The sequence below is a fragment of the Flavivirga sp. 57AJ16 genome, from assembly GCF_028736925.1.
In the GTDB taxonomy this organism is placed as follows: Bacteria; Bacteroidota; Bacteroidia; order Flavobacteriales; family Flavobacteriaceae; genus Flavivirga.
In genome coordinates this window covers 58,859-74,082 of the sequence record NZ_JAQZAT010000006.1, presented here as the reverse complement: position 1 = coordinate 74,082, position 15,224 = coordinate 58,859, and the positions used below count along the sequence as shown (strand labels likewise).

Here is a 15,224-nt window from a genome sequence, read left to right as displayed (position 1 = left end):
TAGTTTAACAAGAAACCCGCTACTGGAGCGGGTTCTTTATGTCAATTTTTTTTTTTAGTTTGTTTAATCCATACGTTTTATTCTACCGCCTAATACTTTACTCTCATCTACACGTTCCGGATTACCATAAATAAATACATTGCCTCCTGCCCTTATTTTGGCATTTACTAGGGTTTTAGCACGAACATGTGCTTCTCCTGCAATTCGCACCGAAACATCTGTGAATTCTGTTTTAAGATCTTCTCCTTCATAAACACCTCCTGTGTAAATGGATATATCTTGATGTTTAGCTATTCCTGAAGTTTGAATATTAGCACCTGTAACCGATCTGATGTTTGCATATTTTACATCTAGTTTTGCCTCTATTTTCCCGCCTTCTTGTGCGTTTAAATCTATTTCAAATTGCTTGATAGTATCCTTGGAAAAGACCCTTGCTCCTTCATTAACATCAATAATATCCAATGCCGTATAGTATAATTGCACCTTTGTTTCATTGCCATCGAAAGCTTCTTCAAGTTTCATTTTAATTTTTAACGTTCCATTTTTATTATTTACAAGAACATCTTCATTATTTTTTCCTGAAATAATGACTTTATCATGATCGGATTTAATGAGTTCAAGGTCAATTAAATCGTATACTTTTAAGTTCGTAAACTCTCCAATGGACTTTTCTATTGGTTTTTGTGCTATAGCTATTGTAGAAACTAAGATTGTTAAAAGGACTATGAGACGTTTCATCTGTTTATAATTATTTGTTTTTATCGGTTTATATGTAGCTTCCATTATAATCATTCCCTTAAGTATGGACTTTTCGTTATGGAAGTTTCATGTGTGGAATTTTTATGTCTTTATGATTTAAACGTAAAGTTATCAATAATTATTCCTTTTTTAAATTGGGATTAAATAATTTTTACTGCAGTTCCGGTAATAGATACTATAATTAAACCCGAAGTTGGATTTGTTTCTACATCAATACTAATCCCAACAACGGCATTAGCTTTTATATTAAGGGCATTTTTTTTGAGTTTTTGAAAGGCTTCTTCTTTAGCCTCGTCAACTTTTTTTTCATAAGATTCATAGTACTTATTCATATTAAAAGAAAAAGTTGCTTTGGGCATGTTTACGTTTACACCAGTAACAATACCTAAATAATCCTGTATGGTATGTCCTTCTATTGAATTTGTTGTCGTTAAAACCATAAATTATTTTTCTTTAAGTGCGTTCATTACTATTCGATTTCTTTTTTACCAACTAAATCAAAGTCCAAATGTTTTTTAACTAGATCTGCGTTTTTAACTTTTACAATAACCTCGTCTCCAAGTTGATACATCGTTTTAGTGTTTCTGCCCACTATGGCATATTGGTCTTGATCGAATGCGTAATGATCATCCTTCATATCCCGAACACTTACCATGCCTTCACATTTATTGGAAATGACTTCAACATAAATGCCCCAATCGGTTACACCAGAAATAACACCTACAAATGCTTCATTTTTATGATCTTGCATAAATTTAATCTGCATATATTTTATAGAATCTCGCTCTGCCTTAGTGGCAAGGTTTTCCATAGCACTTGAATGGTTGCATTTCTCTTCATAGGCTTCTTCGCTTACAGATTTTCCTCCATCTAGGTAATGTTGTAATAAACGATGTGCCATGACATCTGGATACCGACGAATGGGCGATGTGAAATGGCTATAATAATCGAATGCCAAGCCATAATGACCAATATTGTGGGTGGTATATTCGGCTTTGCTCATACTTCTTATGGTTAAGGTGTCCACAAGGTTTTGCTCTTTTTTACCATGAACTTCCTTGAGAAGGTTATTAAGTGATGCCGATGTTGTTTTTCTGTCCTTAAAATTAAGCTTATAACCGAATTTTGATACAATACCTTGTAAACTGGCTAGTTTACTATCGTCCGGTTCGTCGTGTACACGATACACAAACGTCTTTTTCGGGTCTTTTTTACCAATAAACTCTGATACTTTTCGATTTGCTAAGAGCATAAACTCTTCAATAAGTTTGTTGGCTTCTTTACTGGTTTTAAAAAATACGCCTACTGGATTACTTTCCTGATCTAAATGAAACTTTACTTCTACTTTATCGAAAGAAATGGCACCAGACCTCATACGTTTTTGGCGCATAATTTTAGCGAGTTTATCCATTTTTAAAATGGCAAAGGCTATCTCTTTAGGTGTTTGATATGTTTTTCCTGTAAGAGAAACTTCTTTTGGTATCGTATTGTTAATCTCGTCAATGTTGTGGATTCCTGCCTTCGCAGGAATGACAAGATCCATGTTGTTCTCTATGATAGCCTGTGCTTCTTCATAAGCATACCGTGCATCACTATAAGTGACCGTGCGACCATACCATTCGTTTTTAATTTCACATTTATCATTCATTTGAAACACCGCAGAGAAGGTATATTTTTCTTCATGTGGACGTAATGAACATGCTTTATTCGATAACACTTCGGGAAGCATAGGTACGACCCTGTCTACTAAATAAACAGAGGTAGCACGCTCATAAGCTTCATCGTCTAAAATAGTACCTTCCTGTAAATAATGGGATACATCTGCAATATGAATACCTATTTCATATAAGCCATTATCCAATATTTCAAAAGACAGTGCATCATCAAAATCTTTTGCGTCTTTAGGGTCAATAGTAAAGGTTAGGTCTTTACGCATATCCCTACGTTTGGAAATCTCCTCGGCTGTAATAGAGGTATCTAGGCCATTAGCAAAAGCTTCTACTTCTTGTGGAAATTCATGAGGCAAGCCGTATTCAGCCAGAATGGAATGAATTTCTGTATTATGATCCCCTGGCTTGCCAAGTACCTGAATTACTTTTCCATAAGGAGAATCGGCATTTTCGGGCCAATCTTCTAGCTTAACCAATACTTTATCACCATCTTGGGCTTTAAAGGTTTTATTGATGGGTACAAAAATATCTTTGTACATTTTTGTACTGTCTGCAATTACAAAAGCGTAATTACTATGTATTTGAATCACACCAACATAGTCGCTTTTTTCACGTTTTATAATGTTGGTTATTTCGCCTTCCAGTTTTCCTCTTTTTCTACGTTTGTATACATAGAATTCTACTTCGTCGCCATTTAATGCTTTATTAATATTATTGGATGCTATAAAAACATCGTCATCAAAATCGTCACAAATAATATAACCGGATCCTCTAGCTGATAAATCTAAAATACCTGTATGATACTCTGCATTGATTACGGCTTTAAATTTACCCCGATCTACTTGTATAATCTCTTGTTTAGCAGTAAGTTTTGCTAAAGTTTTTATAATTTGATTTCTGCTACTGGCATCATTAACACCAAGTTTTGCAGCAATTTGTTTGTAGTTGAATGATTGGTTTCTGTCTTTTTTTAAAATACTTAGAATAGTATTTGTTAAATTGGAAATTCCTTTTTTCGATTTCCTTTTTTTCTTTCTTGTCATTTATAATTTAATTCATGGTCATTTCCTAAAGATATATAGGAATTAGTTATTTTAAACTTAATAAGTAGTGAAGTTATTAGCATTAAGTTTTATGCAAAGTTACATTTAAAATATTTAATCGTATTTTTTTTATGTTAAGCTATGAAAAAGAAAAGGGATTCCACATAAATAACACCCTTTTTTAAATGAACTCATCTTGACTTTATGAGTTTAACCGAAATCGAAGATTCATGAACTCCGATTTATGATAATAAGAGTTAAGAGAACTAAAATGAGATAAAATTTGTCCAGATGAGGCACTTTTAGGAAGGCATAGCATTGCTACGGTTAAGAAAAGTAACTTCTATAAACGAGGTTTCATTACGAAGATTTCTTATGAAGCAAACGCGTAAGCTTGATGGACAGGTCGGTTAAGATAATTTTAGAATTACCATTACGTTCAATATGATAAATAGCATCTTGAAGCTCATCGTTAATTTCCAAAATATTGTTTCCATGTATATAAGGCGCAAAGTTTTCTAATTTAAATTTTGGCGCTTTAGTCTCTAAATAAACCAAATCTGTAGCATTGTAATTTAGAAGTAAAGCTTGTCTAAAAAAATCCAAGCAGAAATGTAAAAATTGCTTTTGTGTTTCCCGTCCTGTTTTGGCTATATCTTCACTCCACGAAATAAGATCGTGTATGGCTGCCTTATTCCCTTTCGCTTTAAAAGCACTTCGAATCCAGAAAATAAACCATTCTTCAAACTGCAAATCTTCAGAATCTTGATAAACCAAGTCACAAGCTTTATTATAATTTCCATTAGATTGATGTGCTATTTTAGTTGCAATAGGTAGCTCTATGTTATAATTTTTAACCAAAGCATCTTTTATAACATTTTCTGCCAAGGGTGGAAAATGTAGAACTTGGCAACGGGATCTAATAGTATTGATTAGCTGCTCTTCGTCTTCAGCAATAAGAATAAAAATGGTTTTGTTTGGAGGCTCTTCAATAAGTTTTAAAAGTTTGTTGGCACAAGCTGTGTTCATCTTTTCTGCCATCCATATAAGCATCACTTTATAACCGCCTTCGTAAGATTTTAAAGTTAAGGATTTTACAATATCATGTGCTTCATCTACACCTATTTGCCCTTGTTTATTATCAACACCAAGCAATTTATACCAATCAAAAAGGTTTCCGTAAGGCTGTTCTTTTAATAATTGACGCCACTCTTCAAGATAATGACTAGAAACAGGGTGACTTTTTGCTTTGTTGCTAGTCGTTACAGGAAAAGCAAAATGTAAATCGGGATGTGATATGTTTTTAAACTTTAGGTTGCAGGCTTCATTTCCAGTGGTGTTTTTCCCATCAGTATTCGAGCATAGAATATATTGAGCATAGGCTAAAGCCATTGGTAATGTACCACAGCCCTCCTTTCCAACAAATAACTGTGCATGTGGAATTCTACCATTGTCAACACTTTGTGTTAAATGATTTTTAATGTGATCCTGACCTAAAACGTCTTCAAAAAGCATAAAACAAACCTACACATTTTTTATTAGATGTTAAAGCACGGAAACGATAAGTAATACAGGTTCTGATTTAAAATTGCTCAAAAACACACACAGCCATTTTTTACATGTTTTCTATTTCATATAAGCACACTATAATTCAAATTATTTAAGGCTCATTTCACTTGCCAATTGGTATGAAACCTCTATTATGAAAAAAAAATAAAGAAAATTATTTTAGAAAGCATTAAAGAGCTTGTTTTGCTTACAAACTCTGGATTTTCAACAAAAGGGTAAAGAAATAATCGATTTATTAATAATCTTCACAAGCTATATCGTTTTCGTGAAAAAACAGGTTTTTTAGCTGTTTTTAATTAGTTACATTTGTGTGTCAAATAGTTGGGGAAACACAAAATAAATAGGAACGAAATATGTATGTTTCGTATTGAACTCATCTTGACACAAATATTACATTTGATAATAAAAAAATAATAAAAACGAACCAATGAAAACGCTCAACGATTTTAATTTTGAAAATAAAAAAGCACTAATTCGTGTAGACTTTAATGTGCCTTTAAATGAAAATTTTGAAGTAACGGATGCCACACGGATTGTATCTGCAAAACCAACGATCATTAAAATTTTAGAAGATGGCGGAAGCTGTATTTTAATGTCGCATTTAGGACGGCCAAAAGGCTTTCAAGAAGCCTTTTCTTTAGGGCATATTGCAGAAAAAGTCGAAGATATTTTAGGCGTTGAAGTGAAATTCGTAAAAGATTGTGTAGGTGCTGAAGTGGAAGCAGCAGCAGCGAGCTTAGAACCAGGGCAGGTTTTACTACTGGAAAATTTACGTTATTATGAAGAAGAAACTGCTGGAGACAAAGAGTTCGCAGAACAACTGTCCAAATTAGGGGATATTTATGTAAACGATGCTTTTGGCACAGCGCATAGGGCACATGCTTCTACAACTATTGTAGCACAGTTTTTTCCAGAGAACAAATGTTTTGGAAGTTTATTGGCACAAGAGATAGAAAGCATTGAAAAAGTTATGAAAACTGGAGAAAAACCAGTTTTAGCCATACTTGGCGGAGCAAAAGTATCATCTAAAATCACAATAATAGAAAACATTTTAGACAAAGTAGACCATTTAATTATTGGAGGTGGTATGGCTTTTACTTTTATTAAGGCACAAGGCGGGAAAATTGGTAACTCTATTTGTGAAGATGATAAAATGCCATTGGCTTTAAAGATCTTAGAACAGGCAAAAGAGAAAAACGTGCAAGTACATATTCCTGTAGATGTGATTGCTGCCGATGATTTTAGTAATGATGCCAACACACAAACCTTGGATATAAATGCCATCCCTGACGGTTGGGAAGGTGTTGATGCAGGCCCAAAATCGAGAGCCCAGTTTCATGACATCGTTATGCAATCTAAAACCATACTTTGGAACGGTCCGTTAGGTGTTTTCGAAATGGAAAGCTTTGCCGGCGGGACTATAGAACTGGGGAATTCTATTGCCGAAGCAACTAAAAAGGGCGCATTTTCATTAGTTGGAGGTGGTGATTCTGTTGCAGCAGTGAAACAATTTGGATTCGAAAACAAAGTAAGTTATGTAAGTACGGGAGGTGGTGCCATGCTTGAAAGCTTAGAAGGTAAAACATTACCAGGAATAGCTGCCATTTTAGAATAATATCAAATGGGTTTTAAAATAGTGTGTGTGCGATAGAAATGAATTATTAGTGTTATTTTAAAGTTTATTTGATATAATATATTCAATTAAGCTTTCAGGTCAATAAAAATTCTTCAAAGTAAAGCTTTGAGGTTGTCTTTGAAATGGCGCTTCCCGTAATATGGAAACCTGAAATAAAAAGCTTCTTTAATAAATATATAATATGCTTTTAATCAATTGGTTAGTGTGGTTTTTTCAAGAAATTTTTTATTTCGCTTAAAAAATACGATTTTAGCCATAATATCTTTCAATAATCAACTGAATAGATTTTATGGCTTTTCGTTTTCTTACAATTATAGTACTCCTAAATATTGGGACTTCTTTTTCACAGGATAAACAGACTGTTGCTTCACAAAAAGAAGTGATTAAAGACTCTTTAATTGATGGGAAATCCCGCTTAGTTAAACCTATTAAAGCGGAAACAGATAGTACTTCGATAAAAAACCTTAAAGATAATGAGCTAGCTGCTAAATTAGACGAAAAATGGTTTGAAGAGCTGTATAGTAATACCTTGTTCGATACCATATACAAATCTGTTACAGAGCTGGATTTTGAAGCTGTTGATTATCCCGAGCTCCCTACCGATACGTTAAAAGCACGTTTAAAAGAATTAGACGCCAGAACACCTTTTAATGTGGCATATAATCCCGCATTGGAAAGTGTTATTAAATCATATTTAAAACATAGAAGAAAGTCCATTCAAAAACTAATAACGTTGAGTGCTTTTTATTTTCCTATGTTCGAACGCGAGCTGGATAATCACGAAATCCCTTTAGAAATAAAATATTTGGCTATTGTTGAATCTGCGCTAAAACCAAGAGCCAAGTCCAGAGTTGGTGCCACCGGTCTGTGGCAGTTTATGTTTGGTACAGGGAAAATGTATGGATTGGATGTTAGTAGCTATGTTGATGAGCGTAGCGACCCTATTAAATCTACAGAGGCAGCTTCAAAATATTTATCGAAGCTTTATGAAATTTTTGGAGACTGGGATTTAGCTTTAGCAGCATATAATTCGGGACCGGGAAATGTGACAAAAGCCATAAGGCGTTCGGGCGGTTATCAGAATTATTGGAATATAAGACATAATTTACCACGTGAAACAGCAGGATACTTGCCAGCATTTTTGGCCAATATGTATATTTTTGAGTATGCAAAAGAACATGGCTTTAAACAATATAAACCAGAGGTGGCTTATTTTGAAACAGATACCATAAGAGTAAAGCATATGATTACCCTAGATCAAGTTTCGGAAGTTACAGGTACACCTATTGAAAAACTTCAGTTTTTAAATCCGTCATACAAATTAGATATCATACCCATTATTAAAGGCGAAAATTATGTTTTAAGATTACCTATAGATGTTATAGGGGATTTTGTTAATAATGAAGAGAAAATTTATGCGTTTGCCAAAGCAGAATTCGATAGACGGGAAAAACCGTTGCCTCAATTTTTTAACGCGACGGATAGAGTGCGATATAAAGTAAGATCGGGAGATTATTTAGGGAAAATTTCCAGAAGATATGGGGTTCGGGTTAGTGATATAAAAAAGTGGAATGGCTTAAGAAGTAATAATTTAAGAATAGGGCAACGTCTCACTATTTACCCCAGAAAACCTTATGTTGCTCCACCGACTTCTGTAAAAAAACCGACAAAAGTGAAGCCTATTTCTGGGGATGTCGTTACCTATGTTGTTGAAAATGGAGACTCTTTATGGAGTATTTCACAAAAATTTCCTGGAGTTTCTGTTCAAAATATTAAAGATTGGAATGGTATTAGTGGTAATAAATTGAAACCTGGAATGAAACTTAAAATATCAAAGGGGTAATTTAAATGACTTCAATTCCAAAAATCAAAAACTATTATAAAATAAGTCGTAATAAATAAAGTTGGCACCAACCAAAATAATTATTGGTGAACGACACCTGCCTATCAGTAGGTGATCGGGCCTATAAAAACAATAAATATAAACACATGAAACATATTCTTTTTTTAGCATCGTTATTATTCGTTTTTTCTTGTGGAGATAAAAAGGCTTCAAATGAAAAATTTCTTTTAGATTCTTCGGGTAATATAAACAACATTTCTGTTGTTGTGACTAACGAACTATGGAGCGGCAGTATTGGAGAAGCTATAAGAACGGTACTTGCTAAACCTATTTATGGTCTACCCCAGGACGAACCTACATTCACTATTAACCAAATACCCCCAGCTGTTTTTTCTGGCTTTGTAACTAAAAACAGAACCATTTTAAAAATAGAAATGAACAAAGAACCTGGTATTGAAGTTTTAAAAGACGTGTATGCTAAACCCCAGAAGGTTATAGTGGTCTCTGGTAAAACAAAACAAGACATTATTGATTTGATTACTCAAGATAAGGTGAGAATAATTGAAACTTTTAGGAATGAAGAGATTGCCGAAAGGCAACGTCAAATGGGCAAATCGCTTCATAGCTTTACTTCAATTAGAGAAAAATTAGGATTAACAATTCGATTTCCGTCTATTTACCATGTTGTTAAAGAGACTGATAATTTCTTCTGGTTTAGAAAAGACATTACAACAGGACATTCACATTTAATGATTTACGAATTGCCTTTTGAAGCTTTAAAAAGAAATGATAGTACAGTAATTCAAATAATAAAAATTAGAGATTCCATTGGGGAGGCTTATATTAAAGGAAGATTAGATGGGGTAGTAAATGCTAATGGAGATACAGTTAATTCTTTTATGATAACAGAAGGTGCTTATGCACCTTTTCATGGTGAAACAATTTTAGATAATAAACCTGCTTTTGAAACTAAAGGCCTTTGGGAGCTAACCAATGACTTTATGGGAGGACCATTTATTAATTATACTATTGAAGATAAAGTAAACGAACGATGGGTTGGTATTGAAGGATTTATATTTGCACCATCTGTAGAGAAACGAAACTATATGCTGGAGTTAGAGGCCATTATTAAGTCAGTTAAAATTGATTAAATAATAAGAAGTATCGATCTGGGATGCTGCTGAAAACCGGGGATTAGCTTACCACGACAAAGGCGTGGTTCAACGATCTGTTTTGAATGCTTTGCTTCGCAACTTTTCCCACGTAATAAGTGCGGACTGATTAATCTGTCGGTAGTCAAGATTTCAATCCTGTAAAAGTTTGGTGATTTTGTGCTCAAGCTTAGCCCAAGACTACGTAACCATAAGGTGGTAGATTTGTGCAAATCCGTGTAATTCGTGTCTTTTTAAGAATGTATCCACGTGGTAGCGTAATAAGGAGCTTTTTTATTTGAAAAGTAAATGACTACTCTTTTTTATCTTCTTTTTCCTCTTCTTTGCTAGCGTCTTTAAACTCTTTAATACCACTACCCAATCCACGCATTAATTCTGGAATTTTTTTTCCGCCAAACAATAGCAAAACAGCAAGTACGATCAATGCTATTTGCCAAGGTCCAATTGCTAATGGTAACATATATAAACTCATAATAATAATTTTATGGTGTAAAGTTAATAATTAATGTTTAATAATATCGTTTTAAGTGTAACTTTAGTATGAACTCATTTAGACTTTTTCAATTTGCTAAAAAATTGCTGTTTTCAAATTTGTTTTGTCTTTTTTTCCTTCCGTAGCTCTGCTATGCAACTCAAAAAAATCTTCAACAAATTTGAAAACTTCTAATTTTCGCTTAAATCCAAAAAGTCTAAATAAGTTCTAAGACAAAATAGGTCTTGTAATAATTTTATTTAATTTTGTTTTTAATGAAGTGGTTTAAACTTTTTATAATTGGCTGCAAAATGTCCTTTCCTGTCTACCGTCGGGCAGGTATCCCTTTTCACATTTTGTCTTTTTATGACTCTCTAGCGATATTTCGGCTTCGCTCAGTACAAGTGCTATGCAGTTCAAAAAAACCTTTACTTGGGAGTAGACTACTTCGTGCGAGCGGGAGTATTAAACTAAAAGGTCCTACTGGGAAAACGGGATTAGCCTGTCATGACAAAGGCACGGTTAAACTACCAAGTTTGAAAACATGGCTTTGTAACTCTTCAAAACCGAGTTTTCCTGCCACGCAACAAGCGTGGATGAGTAAAATCACTATTTTTCACTTCAGTCAAAAAACATATGCCCAGCTTGGCTGAGTAGCTTAAATCACTTCAATGGAAGAAAATAAGAAACCTAAAAAGATAAAACGAAAATTATTAGATAAGTACCGCTTGGTAGTACTTAATGAGGATACGTTCGAAGAGCGTATATCCTTTAAGCTAACACGACTCAATGTTTTTGTTTTAAGCTCCTTGATAGCGGTGTTTTTAATAACTTTAACATATATAATAATAGCGTTTACGCCACTTAGGGAATATATTCCTGGGTATTCGTCGACCGCTTTAAAAAAGCAGGCTACAGATTTAAATTACAAAACAGATTCTTTGCAACAGGTTATTGCTATGAACGAACTGTATTATACCTCTATAAAGAAAGTGTTAAAGGGCGATGTAAGTGCCAGTGATTTTAATAAAGATTCTATTATTGAAGCTGTTAGGACAGAAGCAAGTGAAGTCGATTTTGCTCCTATATTGGAAGATTCTATTTTAAGGGAGAAAGTGGATAAAGAAGATAAGTATAATTTGTTTGAGTCTGCGACCTCTTCAACTAACTTTGTGTTATTTCCACCAGCAAATGGAACGATAAGCGAACCATATAATTTAAAAGAAAAACATTATGCCGTCGATATAGTATTAGCGAAAGACACCCCTATTAAAGCGACAGCAGATGGGATTGTGATTTTTGCAGAATGGACAGCTAGTACAGGATATGTTATTATTATAGAACATAGTTATGGGTTAATTTCTGTTTATAAGCACAATGCAGCTCTCACAAAAATACAAGGTGATTTGGTTAAAGCAGGAGAAGTTATTGCGACGGCAGGAAATACGGGAGAGCTATCCACAGGCCCTCATTTACATTTCGAGCTTTGGAACGATGGTTACCCAATTAACCCAACAAATTTTATAGATTTTAAATGAAAAAGGTCCTTAGCAGTCAGTTGCAGTATTCAGTCCACAAAAGAGACTTTACAAACCTAGTGGAATATACTTTACCTTCCGTCTAAAATATAAACAAGAGCATGTTATCATTAAAATCTGTATTAGCAAAACCGTTTGCGAAGCGTGTTTATAAAAGCATTCAAAAGTGGGCTTCTGCCCCTGTTGAAACCCAGGAAGAAGTGTTTCATAATTTAATATCAAAAGCAGCTAACACGGCCTTTGGTAAAGATCACGATTTTATAAGTATAAATACCTATGCCGATTTTGTTAAAAGCGTTCCCATTAGGGATTATGAAGCGCTTAAACCGTATGTAGAAAAAGTAGTGGCAGGAGAAGAGAACATCCTTTGGCCCGGAAAACCCACTTATTTTGCTAAAACATCCGGGACGACTTCGGGGTCAAAATACATTCCTATTACCAAAGAAAGTATGCCTGCCCATGTTGAGGCCGCTAGAAATGCCATTTTAATGTATATTCATGAAACTGGAAACAGTAAGTTTGTAGATGGAAAGATGATTTTTCTTCAGGGAAGCCCTATTCTAAATGAACAAAATGGCATTCAGTTAGGTCGACTTTCGGGTATTGTAGCACATTATGTGCCTAAATATCTTCAAAAAAACAGGCTCCCTTCCTGGGAAACCAATTGTATTGAAGATTGGGAAACAAAAGTGGATGCCATCGTTGAAGAAACGTTACCTGAAAATATGACCGTTATTTCCGGTATCCCTTCTTGGGTGCAAATGTATTTTGAAAAACTTCAGCAAAAAACAGGCAAAAAAGTAGGTGATATTTTTAAGAATTTCAACCTCTTCATTTTTGGAGGTGTTAATTATGAGCCTTATAGAACTAAATTTGAAAACTTAATAGGGAGAAGTGTCGATAGTATAGAACTATATCCTGCCAGTGAAGGTTTTTTTGCATTTCAAGATACCCAAAAAGAAAAAGGAATGTTGCTACAGTTGAACTCGGGGATCTTTTATGAGTTTGTTAAGGCAGACGAATTCTTTGATGAAAACCCCGAAAGGATCACCATAAAAGATGTTGAAATTGGCATCAATTACGTAATGATTATTTCTACCAATGCAGGTCTTTGGGCATATAATATAGGAGATACGGTTGAGTTCACTTCAACAAAACCTTATCGGGTTATAGTTTCTGGGCGCATAAAACATTTTATTTCTGCTTTCGGGGAGCATGTTATAGGTAAAGAAGTGGAACAAGCGATGCAAGAAGCGCTTTTAAACTCAAGTATCAGTGTGTCGGAGTTTACGGTGGCACCTCAAATAAACCCCAAACAAGGATTGCCATATCATGAATGGTTTATAGAATTTGAGAACGACCCTGAGGATGTTTTAGGTTTAGCAAAAAAAATCGATACATCACTTCAAAAACAAAATTCATATTATTTCGATTTAATAGATGGAAAAGTATTGCAGCCCCTTAAAATAACTAAGGTTAAAAAAGGTGGTTTTCAGGATTATATGAAGTCTATTGGGAAGTTGGGCGGACAAAATAAGTTGCCAAGATTATCGAATGATAGAAAAATAGTTGAAAGGTTTTCTCATAAAAATTTAATCAAATAGTACTATCTTTGGCGAGAATAAAAAATTTCTTGAAAATCGACCCTGCCTTGCCGGCAGGCAGGTATTCCTGAGGTAAGCCATAAGAGGTGTTTAGTTAGGTTTACGAAATTTTTTATTTTACCTCACCCAGAACTCCAAAAAAGGCAGTTCTGGTCTCTCCAAAGGAGAGATGAATAGGAAACCCCGACCCAAGGATCGGAGCATTTTTAGATTAAAAACACGATGACCAATAGTAAAAAACATCATTCCAGAACAAGGGCTCAAGAAAGTTCGAATGCCATTGAGAGGATGTACATTACCATGCGTCATTTATTCAATAGAGGGTTTTATAAACCCATGGGTATTTCTGGTGAGACCTTACGACAGGCATTATTGCTTTTACGTCCGGAAATATACGGTTCTGTAGGAGAAGAAAAAGCCGAATTGGAAGGATTGCTTTATGTGATAGATAGACTTCCTGCTGGCATTGAAGAATGCACTTTTATTAATTTAACAAGTGATGAAGGTTATGCAAATTCCCATTTCAAGCCCATCATCCCAGAAAAAAGACGACGTAATTGCTATAGAATTGATGCTGAACAAATGAATATCGAGATTACTCGGGGACGATCGGAAATCTATGATATTTTAACACATCTTACATTTCTTTTTATTGAATCACATAAAATAAGCAATCGCGTTTTAATTGATGAAGATGGCGCGACCACAAGAGATTGGATAAAGCTCGAGAAAGCCGTTTTATCAAAAAAGAAACTAACGCAAGATGAGCGTGAAGTTGCCATAACGCATATAGCTAATATTTTAGGCAGAACGTTTAATGAGTTAAGAACTGTTTATAACAAGTTTGCGACGTCTTCACAACCCGAAAGATTACTTCATATAGTCTATTGGTTAGGTAAATTAGCTATAGAAGAACATATACACAATAATAAAAGAACCGTTACATTTAGTCCCGTTTTAAGAGAACGTATTGGGCATCATATACACGGAGAAATTTGGGCAGACACCATAAAAGAGGTCTTGTTTAAAAATGATTTATTAGAAAGACCCATCCACATCATAAGTGCTAATATGCATAGTGTTATGAATACGCTTTTTGTATCGAGCATATTAAAACCAACAGCCCCTAAAAAGGATATTTTTGAAGTGTATGAGTCTTTAAGTAAAAAAGAAAACGAAGGGCTTCGAAATAAAATAAATAAGGAGGCGTTACATCGAGGGATGATTTATATAAAGGATGCGTCTGGAGCTAATATCGATGTTCAAATTTTTGATACGAGTAAAATAGACGTTTCTAAAACAGGCATTGAAATCGGTGAAAAAGTATTAAAGGAAGACAAGCCTGTTATATTGGTCATGGATTATGCTTTTGGAGAACAAGCATATGAGACCATTGATGAGCTGCTAAAGCCATATAAAACAAAAGGAAAGAAAACACATTTAAATGTAGAATCGGTATCGATTATGGGAAAAGCAGGCATTTTAGAAGGTGGTAAAGGTGATATTATGATCCCTTCGGCACATATTTTTGAAGGGACTGCCGATAATTATCCTTTTGCAAATGAATTAAAAAAGGAAGATTTAGAAGGGCAAGGTGTGGATATTTATGAAGGGGCTATGATTACTGTTTTAGGGACCTCATTACAAAATAAGGATATTTTGAAATTCTTTTATAACTCAACCTGGCGAGTGATAGGGCTGGAAATGGAAGGCGCCCATTATCAAAAAGCGATTCAAGCAGCTTCTAAAGTTAGGGGGAGTATTAGCCCTAATGTAAAAGTAAGGTATGCTTATTATGCCAGTGATAACCCTTTAGAAACAGGAGCTACATTGGCTTCAGGAGGCTTGGGGACTTCGGGAGTAAGACCAACCTATTTAATAACAAGAACCATATTAAAACAAATACTTAATTAACACA

The 15,224-nt window shown here is 34.4% G+C and carries 11 protein-coding genes; 6 read left to right on the top strand and 5 right to left on the bottom strand.

Features of this window, described 5'->3' with window-relative positions:
* Positions 1 to 63 precede the first annotated feature (63 nt).
* The 4 genes from PQO00_RS08030 to PQO00_RS08015 all read right to left on the bottom strand — a co-directional run bounded on the left by PQO00_RS08030 (position 64) and on the right by PQO00_RS08015 (position 4,987).
* The gene (locus tag PQO00_RS08030) at positions 64 to 738 is read right to left on the bottom strand and encodes a head GIN domain-containing protein (protein WP_274184324.1); all 675 of its coding nucleotides are present in this window, start codon (positions 736 to 738) and stop codon (positions 64 to 66) included.
* Between the two features lie 161 nt (positions 739 to 899).
* A complete protein-coding gene (locus PQO00_RS08025) occupies positions 900 to 1,199 on the bottom strand; it encodes a YbjQ family protein (protein ID WP_274184323.1) in 300 nt (99 codons plus the stop codon).
* A 29-nt stretch (positions 1,200 to 1,228) separates the two neighbouring features.
* Entirely contained in the window at positions 1,229 to 3,472 is a 2,244-nt protein-coding gene (locus PQO00_RS08020) for a ribonuclease R family protein (protein WP_274184322.1), read from the bottom strand.
* A gap of 360 nt (positions 3,473 to 3,832) precedes the next feature.
* Entirely contained in the window at positions 3,833 to 4,987 is a 1,155-nt protein-coding gene (locus tag PQO00_RS08015; protein ID WP_274184321.1) for a DNA polymerase III subunit delta', read from the bottom strand.
* Between the two features lie 481 nt (positions 4,988 to 5,468).
* Between PQO00_RS08015 and pgk the strand changes: the two genes are divergently transcribed.
* From pgk to PQO00_RS08000, 3 genes are all read left to right on the top strand, one after another.
* Positions 5,469 to 6,656: a phosphoglycerate kinase gene (pgk, locus tag PQO00_RS08010; RefSeq protein ID WP_274184320.1), complete on the top strand. Its 1,188-nt coding sequence runs from the start codon at positions 5,469 to 5,471 to the stop codon at positions 6,654 to 6,656.
* A gap of 310 nt (positions 6,657 to 6,966) precedes the next feature.
* The gene (locus tag PQO00_RS08005; RefSeq protein WP_274184319.1) at positions 6,967 to 8,520 is read left to right on the top strand and encodes a LysM peptidoglycan-binding domain-containing protein; all 1,554 of its coding nucleotides are present in this window, start codon (positions 6,967 to 6,969) and stop codon (positions 8,518 to 8,520) included.
* Between the two features lie 146 nt (positions 8,521 to 8,666).
* Positions 8,667 to 9,671 (top strand): DUF4837 family protein, encoded by a 1,005-nt coding sequence (locus PQO00_RS08000; RefSeq protein ID WP_274184318.1) that lies wholly within the window; start codon positions 8,667 to 8,669, stop codon positions 9,669 to 9,671.
* Positions 9,672 to 9,984: 313 nt separating this feature from the next.
* Here the strand turns inward: PQO00_RS08000 and tatA are convergent, their stop codons facing one another.
* Entirely contained in the window at positions 9,985 to 10,164 is a 180-nt protein-coding gene (gene tatA, locus PQO00_RS07995) for a twin-arginine translocase TatA/TatE family subunit (RefSeq protein WP_274184317.1), read from the bottom strand.
* A gap of 671 nt (positions 10,165 to 10,835) precedes the next feature.
* On the opposite strand from tatA, the gene PQO00_RS07990 reads away from it, so the two are divergent.
* The 3 genes from PQO00_RS07990 to PQO00_RS07980 all read left to right on the top strand — a co-directional run bounded on the left by PQO00_RS07990 (position 10,836) and on the right by PQO00_RS07980 (position 15,220).
* A complete protein-coding gene (locus PQO00_RS07990; RefSeq protein ID WP_274184316.1) occupies positions 10,836 to 11,702 on the top strand; it encodes a M23 family metallopeptidase in 867 nt (288 codons plus the stop codon).
* Positions 11,703 to 11,803: 101 nt separating this feature from the next.
* Complete coding sequence (locus tag PQO00_RS07985) at positions 11,804 to 13,306, top strand: GH3 auxin-responsive promoter family protein (RefSeq protein WP_274184315.1); 1,503 nt, start codon at positions 11,804 to 11,806, stop codon at positions 13,304 to 13,306.
* Between the two features lie 222 nt (positions 13,307 to 13,528).
* On the top strand, positions 13,529 to 15,220 hold the full coding sequence (locus tag PQO00_RS07980) for a hypothetical protein (RefSeq protein ID WP_274184314.1): 1,692 nt from the start codon (positions 13,529 to 13,531) through the stop codon (positions 15,218 to 15,220).
* Positions 15,221 to 15,224 lie beyond the last annotated feature (4 nt).

Excerpts from the sequence above, each read along its gene's own strand:
- PQO00_RS08030 (WP_274184324.1), bottom strand. The coding sequence starts at position 738 with ATGAAACGTCTCATAGTCCTTTTAACAATCTTAGTTTCTACAATAGCT.
- PQO00_RS08025 (WP_274184323.1), bottom strand. The coding sequence starts at position 1,199 with ATGGTTTTAACGACAACAAATTCAATAGAAGGACATACCATACAGGAT.
- PQO00_RS08020 (WP_274184322.1), bottom strand. The coding sequence starts at position 3,472 with ATGACAAGAAAGAAAAAAAGGAAATCGAAAAAAGGAATTTCCAATTTA.
- PQO00_RS08015 (WP_274184321.1), bottom strand. The coding sequence starts at position 4,987 with ATGCTTTTTGAAGACGTTTTAGGTCAGGATCACATTAAAAATCATTTA.
- pgk (WP_274184320.1), top strand. The coding sequence starts at position 5,469 with ATGAAAACGCTCAACGATTTTAATTTTGAAAATAAAAAAGCACTAATT.
- PQO00_RS08005 (WP_274184319.1), top strand. The coding sequence starts at position 6,967 with ATGGCTTTTCGTTTTCTTACAATTATAGTACTCCTAAATATTGGGACT.
- PQO00_RS08000 (WP_274184318.1), top strand. The coding sequence starts at position 8,667 with ATGAAACATATTCTTTTTTTAGCATCGTTATTATTCGTTTTTTCTTGT.
- tatA (WP_274184317.1), bottom strand. The coding sequence starts at position 10,164 with ATGAGTTTATATATGTTACCATTAGCAATTGGACCTTGGCAAATAGCA.
- PQO00_RS07990 (WP_274184316.1), top strand. The coding sequence starts at position 10,836 with ATGGAAGAAAATAAGAAACCTAAAAAGATAAAACGAAAATTATTAGAT.
- PQO00_RS07985 (WP_274184315.1), top strand. The coding sequence starts at position 11,804 with ATGTTATCATTAAAATCTGTATTAGCAAAACCGTTTGCGAAGCGTGTT.
- PQO00_RS07980 (WP_274184314.1), top strand. The coding sequence starts at position 13,529 with ATGACCAATAGTAAAAAACATCATTCCAGAACAAGGGCTCAAGAAAGT.